Annotated in this window: 10 protein-coding genes and 1 tRNA gene; 8 read left to right on the top strand and 3 right to left on the bottom strand. The window is 63.8% G+C overall.

The features are described 5' to 3' along the window. The 3 genes from J8I35_RS31670 to J8I35_RS31660 all read left to right on the top strand — a co-directional run. On the top strand, positions 1–399 hold a 399-nt coding region (locus J8I35_RS31670), incomplete at its 5' end, for an aminotransferase class III-fold pyridoxal phosphate-dependent enzyme (RefSeq protein WP_209928913.1). Positions 400–679: 280 nt separating this feature from the next. After that, positions 680–1,144, top strand: coding sequence for a hypothetical protein (locus tag J8I35_RS31665; protein WP_176016047.1), 465 nt, complete (start codon positions 680–682; stop codon positions 1,142–1,144). Further along, positions 1,141–1,344: a hypothetical protein gene (locus J8I35_RS31660; RefSeq protein ID WP_124557644.1), complete on the top strand. Its 204-nt coding sequence runs from the start codon at positions 1,141–1,143 to the stop codon at positions 1,342–1,344. Before J8I35_RS31665 ends, J8I35_RS31660 begins: the two co-directional genes overlap by 4 nt. Before the next feature lie 156 nt (positions 1,345–1,500). On the opposite strand, the gene J8I35_RS31655 is transcribed toward J8I35_RS31660, so the two are convergent. Next, the gene (locus J8I35_RS31655; protein WP_209928908.1) at positions 1,501–2,007 is read right to left on the bottom strand and encodes a hypothetical protein; all 507 of its coding nucleotides are present in this window, start codon (positions 2,005–2,007) and stop codon (positions 1,501–1,503) included. Between the two features lie 437 nt (positions 2,008–2,444). On the opposite strand from J8I35_RS31655, the gene J8I35_RS31650 reads away from it, so the two are divergent. From J8I35_RS31650 to J8I35_RS31640, 3 genes are all read left to right on the top strand, one after another. Next, positions 2,445–2,933 carry a hypothetical protein gene (locus J8I35_RS31650; protein WP_209928906.1) on the top strand — a complete coding sequence of 163 codons (489 nt, stop codon included), beginning with the start codon at positions 2,445–2,447 and terminating at the stop codon, positions 2,931–2,933. Positions 2,934–3,031: 98 nt separating this feature from the next. After that, a complete protein-coding gene (locus tag J8I35_RS31645) occupies positions 3,032–3,748 on the top strand; it encodes a hypothetical protein (protein WP_209928904.1) in 717 nt (238 codons plus the stop codon). A gap of 306 nt (positions 3,749–4,054) precedes the next feature. Next, on the top strand, positions 4,055–4,309 hold the full coding sequence (locus J8I35_RS31640; protein WP_124631432.1) for a hypothetical protein: 255 nt from the start codon (positions 4,055–4,057) through the stop codon (positions 4,307–4,309). Positions 4,310–4,731: 422 nt separating this feature from the next. Here the strand turns inward: J8I35_RS31640 and J8I35_RS31630 are convergent. Both J8I35_RS31630 and J8I35_RS31625 read right to left on the bottom strand, forming a co-directional pair. Beyond that, positions 4,732–4,806 (bottom strand) — tRNA-Val (locus J8I35_RS31630). Positions 4,807–4,904: 98 nt separating this feature from the next. Beyond that, positions 4,905–5,807: a LysR family transcriptional regulator gene (locus tag J8I35_RS31625; protein WP_209928900.1), complete on the bottom strand. Its 903-nt coding sequence runs from the start codon at positions 5,805–5,807 to the stop codon at positions 4,905–4,907. 174 nt (positions 5,808–5,981) lie between these two features. Here J8I35_RS31625 and J8I35_RS31620 point away from each other — a divergent pair, with 174 nt between their 5' ends. Both J8I35_RS31620 and J8I35_RS31615 read left to right on the top strand, forming a co-directional pair. After that, complete coding sequence (locus tag J8I35_RS31620) at positions 5,982–7,733, top strand: acyl-CoA dehydrogenase family protein (protein ID WP_124631430.1); 1,752 nt, start codon at positions 5,982–5,984, stop codon at positions 7,731–7,733. Then, positions 7,730–8,965 (top strand): CoA transferase, encoded by a 1,236-nt coding sequence (locus J8I35_RS31615; protein ID WP_209928898.1) that lies wholly within the window; start codon positions 7,730–7,732, stop codon positions 8,963–8,965. Before J8I35_RS31620 ends, J8I35_RS31615 begins: the two co-directional genes overlap by 4 nt. Positions 8,966–8,984 lie beyond the last annotated feature (19 nt).

Here is an 8,984-nt window from a genome sequence, read left to right as displayed (position 1 = left end):
CCGGTGGCGGCGGCCGTCGCGGTCGCGAACCTGAAGCTGCTGCGCGACGAGGGGATCGTCGAGCGCGTGAAGACCGATATCGGGCCGTATTTCCAGCGCCGGCTGCGCGACGCGCTGGGCGACCATCCGATCGTCGGCGAGATCGCGGGGAGCGGGTTGGTTGCTGGCGTTCAGCTTGCGCGCGATCGTGAGCGGCGCGAGCGGTTCGATGCGAGTGTCGATATCGGCACGATCTGCCGCGACTTCTGCTTCAACGGCAACCTGATCATGCGCGCGACCGGCGACCGGATGCTGCTGTCGCCGCCGCTCGTGATCCGCGAGGCGGAGGTAGACGAGATCGTCGACAAGGCGAAGCGCGCATTCGATGCGACGGCGGAGCGGGTGGGGGACATGCGGTAAGCACGGTACACCTGCGTGCGGAAGGCGCGGCGTCGAATGACGCGGCGCCCGTATCGGGGCGGACACGCGCGCCGCCAAAACGAAAAGGGCCTGCGTCGTGAGACGCAGGCCCTTGAATTCTTTGGTGGGCGCCGTCGCAGGTAAAAGGCGAATCGGGCTCGTTCTTTCGTAGCGCCAATGAACAAACTGCCGCTGGTCTAGTGAATTGCCTGTCAACGGTGAGAGGTAGGCCGACGTGGCAGGTATGCGAAAATCATGCGCTTGATCCGGGGAGCTACCCATGCCGACATGCCCGAGCTTCTTTGAAGCCTTCCAGACGAACATGACCGCGCTGCATATGCCCGTTCCGACAACGCTTTTCGCGACGGTACAAACGTCGGTTGCGGCTGTCAGTACGATGATGGGGACGCTAAAGGCGCTTGGCCCCGACGCGACGGTGGGCGAAATGCTCGGTGCGACTACGCTAGTCGAAAAGGTCGGTGTTGTCGGCTCGATCCTTGGCAGCGCTTATCTGGGCGCGGTCATCGGTAGCCTGATGGTCGCAACCGATTCGACATTGGCGTGCGGCGCAGGCAAGGGCAACGCGAACACGTCGCTTGCAGTCGCTCGATGGGGCACACGCTATGGGCTGGCGATTCATCCGCTCGTCATGGCCCAAATCCTGCGGCATCCGGAGGTTCTCGCGCCCGGCCCGCATAGCTATTTCGGGTTGAAGATGAACACGGCGATCCGAGGTGCGCGATGAAGTGGATTGCCGACCGCCTACTTCTCATCGGCACGGCGATAGTCTGTTTCGCCGTCGCTTGGGCCATCATCGCCGGAACCGGCGAATGGTTCCCCACCGTCATGATGCTGATCGCGTTCGCAACGCTATGGGGCGATAACGCCCGCTTGCGAAAGCTACTCGAACAAAATGGCATCGATCCGCGACGGCGCAAGCGTTAGTCCTGGGAACGTCGGCGGTGCGCCTTAGCGTGTCGGACAGATGCGGAGCCGGTCGAGATAAGACACCGATGCATCCCGGCTATAGCGGAGTGCGCCTGTGCCCGCGCGACCTTCAGATGTGAACGATACGGAAAGTTCTGTCCCGTCGAATTGCTTTCATAGCATTTCGATTGGTTCCGTATCGCCGGCGCCAGCCCCCGTCCAAACTAGGCGTCGGACACGGCCTAAGCTTGCGATTCCGCCGCTGCCGCACACCTGTACGTGCACGAGGTAGCGCTTACCGACGCGGATGAGGCTGTTCGCGCGTTGTCGGTCGACGTTCGATAGGCGGCCGATGTTCGTTGGCACGGACCATTGGGTTCCGTTCTTGTCAGTGAATCGAAACGTTTCGAGAGTGCCGCCGCTCGGTGTGAACTGGATGCCCTCGACGGTGACGGGCCCGATGAATTGCGTGCAGTTGTCGCCGGGACGGTCGTAAACTTCGTCCATTTCTTCGAGTGCAGCGAGGCGCTCTACGGCCGCCGATTTACCCGTGAGATCCTTTGCTTGCCAGGTCGTGACGAGGCGTGCACGAGCGTTGACTGCTTGCGCGTCGGCGGGCGCCGAGAAGACTATCACCGCGCTCACGCACGCGGCGAATGCATAGCGTCGAGTTGGAATCACAGCGCCCCCGTTGCGTTGTCGTCTGTGAGCACATTCTAGCGTGCTGCTTTATCTCGACGCTTTGACGCGGCACGCGGGGTGATAACGTAGCGACACCGAAAGGCGTTCAATAAAATACCGGGGGCGCTATGTTCCGCAATTTCTTTCTTCGCCGCGCATTGACGGGTGCCGCGAGCCGCTTGGCGCCGAATCCAATCCCTTTATCAGGTCTTCGCACAGTATTTCGTGATTACTACCACGTGGAGAGCACGAGTCGAGGCGGTGACCAGGCGTGGGGCCTGTTGTTGTTCAGGGTTAATTCTCAGGGTGTCGAGGGATTCTGATGGAACGGGACCGCATATGACGAAGCACGGACGGTCCGTTGGTGCGACATTGAAGGTGCGACCGTCGAGTTTCGCTATTACCTGCGCATGCACGAGTTTTTCACCACCTCCCCGATGGAATTCGAATTACGCAACTTGTTCGGGATTTATCGGCTGGTAGTCGCGTTAGATGGATTGCTGCAGCGGTTGTATAACCGGCGATCATCGACGACTGTTGATCGATTGACGGTGCTGAAGCACATTGTTTCGAGGGAGATCGAAGGCCAGCGAGGTGGCGTTGGCGCGATCACATTGGCTACACACCTTCATGGAATGCGTTCGGTCTTTCATCCACGGCGCGACAGACGCTACGCCTATTACGACCTAGTACTCCGTTCACTTGCCGACGAGGGGCTGCTCGAGCGCCGAGACATGATGTTCGTGTTGCATCCGCGCGCGCTGACAGCTTTGCACAATTACGAAAACGAGGAGCGACGGCATAAGACAAATCGCAATATTCAAATTGCTCTTGGCATACTGACGGTGCTTTCCGTAACAGCTGCAGCGATTCAAGCGTGGCCCCAAGCGAAAGAGATTTGGACTATGGTTGTAAGTCAAGTTTAAAAGGAAAGGCGCTGCGCAAGTGCGGGCGCTCAGTGCCGTGCGAAAATACCGCACGTAACACATTCATATTAGCGACGGGAGTGCGACTGATGCCGGGGGTGTCTGATGAAGGTTTGCTCGATTGGGTAAACAAGGTCTATTACGTGGCGGGTGCGCTCGCTGCCTTCTTTACTGTTGTGACGATAGTTTCGGGCTATATGCAGTTCAAATTGAACGAAAGGATCTCCGAGAGGAAGGATCGCGCGTTAGCCAAGTATCAGTCGGACGCCAGCCTCCAAATCGCCGTTGCCAACGAGAAAGCGAAGGAGGCGGGTAAAAGCGCCGCGGATGCGGTGTTGCGTGCAGCGCAACTTGATAAAGAAACGGCACGACTTACTGCCGAAAACCTGCGCCTGCAGTCGCAATTGATGTGGCGAACTCTGTCGAAGAGCCAAGCTTCCGCAATTCTTGCGGCTGCAATGCCGTTCAAAGGGCAACATTTGCAAATCGTTTCGGTGATGGGCGACGCAGACGGAAAGCAATTCGGTCAGCAGATAGCTCAGGTGTTACGCGATGCAGGCTGGCAATGCGGTGATTCCGATGTCTATCAAGCGATGTTCAAGCAGATTCCGACAGGCGTGTCTGTTCACCTCAACCCAATCCATACAGGAGCGGGTGAAACACCGCCGGCGGTGCTTCAACTTGTAGCCCTGTTAAGTAATGTGCACGTCATTTCGCGTATGCAGGCGATACGCAATGATGAAGTGCCGCCTAAGGCGATTCGGATTCTAGTAGGCGTGAAGGAGCCGTTTCAGTCAGGTCTCACCGGCCGCTAACACGATGTCAAGCAGACCTGTACATGTCGTAAAGAGTTTCATAACATACTGATTTTGTTGCAATTTTGCTTTCGCGTGCCCTGTGCTGAACCCGTCGACCCAAACAACGTTGACAGCCCGAATGCATGGGGCGGTAAACCGCTCGCAGTGGTGGTTTTCTTCGTCTGAGATTACGCATCTTCTATGGGTGGCGCGAGTGGAGATGCTTCGGCCTGCCGGGTTCCGTATGCCCCGGTCTGTCAACTCCGCTTGTCGCTGCCCACCCCGTTTGACAGCGGGGCGATGCGATCGCATACGGAGCCCATCATGACGTTCCACGTTTCCGAGAACGCTTTCCATATCGGTAGTATTCCTGATCAAATTTCGGTGTCGTCACGTGACATCGCCACAATCCATGCACTGCAGGGCGAACTCCGGACGTGCATCTACGCGCTGCGCGGTGCGCTCGAGCAGAAGATCGTCCTCGATACCGTCCCAGGCGCTGAGTGGTTTTGGCAACGGGCCGAGGCAGCAACCGACGAACTCGACATCGCGATCAACAAGGCTATTGGCTGGGACTGAACACGTGCGCGCCTCGCCGGAAAGGGCGGGGCGCTGTTTGTCGTGATCGACCTCGAAGGAAGGGCCATGCCCTACGTATTGAAGACTTTCAAGGCGGGTGTGGCCGCCGGCCGACACCGGCGCATCGACAGGAGCAGCGGAACCCCGCCGCGCCAGTGACGCCGCAGCTGCACACCGACCGGTTATATCGCGTTGCCGATGTGATACAGCGATTGGGCGTCTCGAGGGCGACCGTCTACAACTTGGTGCGCGCTGGCCGGCTTGAACTCGTGAAGATCGGCTTGGCACCAGACACCTCGAAGAAGAAGTGTGACAAGAATGTGGCAACAATCCGGTTGGGCGAGAGGCCACTTAACGAACATTTCGCCAAGTGCTGGCCCGGAAAGCAAGAAGGGCCGGCGATTGCCGGCCCTTCGAATCTTTGGTGGGCGGTACTGGGATCGAACCAGTGACCCCTGCCGTGTGAAGGCAGTGCTCTACCGCTGAGCTAACCGCCCAAAGAAGAATCAAATTATGTCAGAGCTTTTGGGGTTCGTAAAGCCCTTTCTGCAAATTTTTTCAAATAGCCGCAAGCACCGGTTCTCAGGCCGCATGCTCAGCCCGCGAGCGCCGACAGCGCGTCGATCGATGCGCGCACGTAGCCGGCAAAGCGCAGCGCGACCGGTTCGGCGGTGCCGCTGCGTTTCAGCGCGAGCGTGCGCGATTCGAGCGACGCGTCCTTCAGCGGCACGAACGCGAGCCGGTCGCTTTTCGCCTGCTGCAGCACGCGCGGCACCAGCGCGATGCCCATCCCGAACTCGATCATCGACAGGATCGTCTGCCACAGCCGGGCCTCGTGGCGGATCAGCGGGCTGAATCCCGCGTTCACGCACTGCGCGATGATCAGGTCGTGATAGTGCGGCGCGGCGTCGCGCGGAAACAGGATGAACGGTTCCGTCGCGAGCGCGGCGAGCGCGATCTGCCGGCGCCGCGCGAGCGGATGCGCGGCCGGCAGGCAGCACACGAACGGCTCCGCATAGACGGGCGCCGATTCGACGTCGGGCGGAAAGCGGCCCCAGTGCGCATAGCCGAGATCGATCTGGCCGCGCTGGATCGCCTGCACCTGCGTGTGCGTGTTCATCTCGCTCAGCACGACTTCGACGCCCGGATAGTCGGCCTCGAAGCGCCGCACCGCATCGGGCAGCCCGCGATACAGCATCGAGTGGACGAAGCCGATCCGCAGCCGGCCCGCGAGGCCCGATGCGGAGCGCACCGTCAGGCGCTCGGCTTCGGTCGCCTGCAGCAGCAGCCGGCGCGCTTCGCCGAGCAGCACCTCGCCCGCGTTGGTCAGCGCGACGGTCTTGTTGGTGCGCGAGAAGAGCTGCACGCCGAGCGCGTCCTCGAACTTGCGGATGTCGAAACTCAGCGCTGGCTGCGAGATGAACAGGCGCTTCGCCGCGCGCCCGAAATGCAGCTCCTCGGCGACCGCCACGAAGTAGCGCAACTGCCTCAGTTCCACGGTGTCTCCTCCCGGCGTCGGCATCGATAAGCGATATCTATCGTACCGGATAAATCCTGTATTGGACGCTTATCGACCGCACGCCTACGCTCTTCGGAAGGCTTGACGCAGGACCGGCCGGGCGTTGCGGCACGCGGCCCGGGCACCTGCGCAGGCAATCCAGGAGACGCACGCATGAACGACACCGCTCGCACGCCGGACCCCGGCGCATCCAATATCCCCGACAGCCGGGGTCTCAATTTCTTCACCGTCGATCCTGATCTCGGCGCGTTGCTGAAGCTGCATCTCGGCGACGCGCACTATGCCGAACTCGAGCCGCGGCTGCGCGCGCTCGGCGCGCGCGTATCGGGCGAACTCGACGAATGGGCGTCGCGTGCGGACAAGCATCCGCCCGTGCTCGAGCATCGCAACCGGCGCGGCGAGGCCGTGCAGCGGATCGACAAGGATCCGGCGTACGTCGCGCTCGAACGTGTCGCGTATGCGGAACTCGGGCTCGCGTCGCTGAGCCATCAGCCCGACGCGGTGCCGCCGCTCGTCAAGTACGCGCTGACGTTCCTGTTCGTGCAGGCGGAATTCGGATTGTGCTGCCCGGTCAGCATGACCGATTCGCTGACGCGCACGCTGCGCCGCTTCGGCGATCCCGAGCTCGTCGCGCGCTACCTGCCGAGGCTCGCGTCGCGCGACTTCGACACGCTGTATCAGGGCGCGATGTTCATGACCGAGCAGGCGGCGGGCTCCGACGTCGGCCGGATCGCGACGCGCGCGACCCGCGAAACCGACGCGCACGGCGAGACCGTCTGGCGCCTGACCGGCGACAAGTGGTTCTGTTCGAACGCGGACGCCGATCTCGCGATGGTGCTCGCGCGGCCCGACGGCGCGCCGGACGGCATCAAGGGTCTCGCGCTGTTCCTGCTGCCGAAGACGCTGCCGGACGGCACGCGCAACCGCTACCGGATCGTGCGCCTGAAGGACAAGCTCGGCAGCCGTTCGATGGCGAGCGGCGAGATCGCGCTCGAAGGCGCGCAGGCCTACCTGATCGGCGAGATCGGCCGCGGCTTTCACCAGATGGCCGACATGATCAACATGTCGCGTCTGTCGAACGGCGTGCGCGCGGCCGGGCTGATGCGGCGCGCGCTGAACGAAGCGCTGCACGTCGCCGCGCATCGCGACGCGTTCGGCCGCAAGCTGATCGAGATGCCGCTGATGCAGCGCCAGCTGATGAAGATGCTGCTGCCGGCCGAGGCCGCGCGCGCGATGTTCATGCAGATCGCATTGCTGCTGCCGCACGCGGATGCGGGCGACGAGCAGGCGGCGCGCTGCGTGCGGATCCTGACACCGCTGATCAAGTTCCGCGCCTGCCGCGACGCGCGCCGCGTGACGGGCGACGCGATGGAAGTGCGCGGTGGCACCGGCTATATCGAGGAATGGAGCGACGCACGGCTCGTGCGCGACGCGCACCTCGGCTCGATCTGGGAAGGCACGAGCAACATCGTCGCGCTCGACGTCGCGCGCGCCGCGCAGCGCGAACATGCGCTCGACGCGCTGCGCACGTTCCTCGGCGATCGTCTGGGCGCGGCGCCGCTGCCCGACGCGAGCCGCACGGCGCTGCGGCGCATTCTGGCGCGGGCGTGCGATGCGCTCATGCGGGTCGCCGACAAAGGCGACGACGCGCGCGTGCGGCAGGCCGCGTCCGCGCTGTATTACGCGAGCGCGGCCGTGCTGATGGCCTGCGAGGGCGCGCGGCTCGCGCCGGATTTCAGGCGTCTCGCGCTCGCGCACCTGATCGTGCGGCACAAGCTGCTGCCGGTCGATCCGCTCGCGCCGGCATCGCTCGACGATGAATCGGCCGCGTCCGATGCGCTGCTGCGTGGCACGCCGGTGCCGCTCGACATGGCGCTCGACCTGCTGCCGGAGGTCGAGCGATGAGCACGATCACAGCGACACAGGCGGCGACGCCGAACACCACGCGCGGCGCACTGGACGGCCTGAAGGTCGTCGACCTGAGCCGCGTGCTGGGCGGCCCGTACTGCACGCAGGCGCTCGCCGACCACGGCGCGACGGTGATCAAGATCGAGCCGCCCGACGGCGACGAGACGCGCGGCTGGGGGCCGCCGTTCCTCGGCGACACGGCCTGGTACTTCATGGGCGTGAACCGCAACAAGGAGGGGCTCGCGCTCGACCTGTCGCACGACGAAGGGCGCGCGATCCTGTGGCGCCTGCTCGAAGACGCCGACGTGCTCGTCGAGAACTTCAAGCCCGGGACGCTCGCGCGCTGGGGGATGGATTACGCACGCGACCTGCAGCCGCGCTTCCCGCGGCTGATCCATTGCGCGGTGACGGGCTTCGGCGACGACGGCCCGCTCGGCGGCCTGCCAGGCTACGACGCGGTGATCCAGGCGATGGCCGGGCTGATGAGCGTGAACGGCGAGCGCGACGGCGCCGCGACACGCATCGGCTTGCCGATCGTCGACATGGTCACGGGGCTGAACGCGCTCGCCGGCATCCTGCTGGCGCTCGCGGAGCGCGAAAAGAGCGGGCGCGGCCAGTCGATCGACGTGGCGCTGTACGACTGCGGCGTGTCGCTGCTGCATCCGCACCTGCCGAATTTCTTCGGGTCGGGCCGCGTGCCGGAACGCAGCGGCAACGCGCATCCGAACATCGCACCGTACGACAGCTACCGCACGGCGACCGTGCCGATTTTCCTCGCGGTGGGCAACGACCGGCAGTTCGCGCGGCTCGTCGCGCATCTCGGGGCGCCGGCGCTCGCCAGCGACCCGCGCTTCGTCGATAACCGCAGCCGCTGCGCGCACCGGCCGCAGTTGAAGGTCGAACTGGAAGCGCGGCTCGCCGCGCACGCGTGCGAGCCGCTCGCGCGCGACCTGATGGCGGCCGGCGTGCCATGCGGGCCGGTGCGCACGGTGGCCGACGTCGCGCGCGATCCCCATGCGCTGCACCGCGAGCTGTTCGTCGAGATCGGCGCGTATCGCGGCACTGCGTCGCCGGTGAAGCTGTCGCGCACGCCGGCCACCTACCGGTCGGCGCCACCCGCGCTCGGCCGCGACACGCGCGCGGTGCTCGACCGTCTCGGCATCGATCGCGCGCTCCAGCAGCAACTGCTCCATGCCGGCGTGCTGAAGGTCGCGCCGGACGAGACGTGACGGGCGAGGGCCCCTGCAG

This window comes from Burkholderia sp. CpTa8-5 (assembly GCF_017815045.1).
Taxonomy (GTDB): domain Bacteria; phylum Pseudomonadota; class Gammaproteobacteria; order Burkholderiales; family Burkholderiaceae; genus Burkholderia; species Burkholderia sola.
This window is presented reverse-complemented; position numbering and strand designations above follow the sequence as displayed.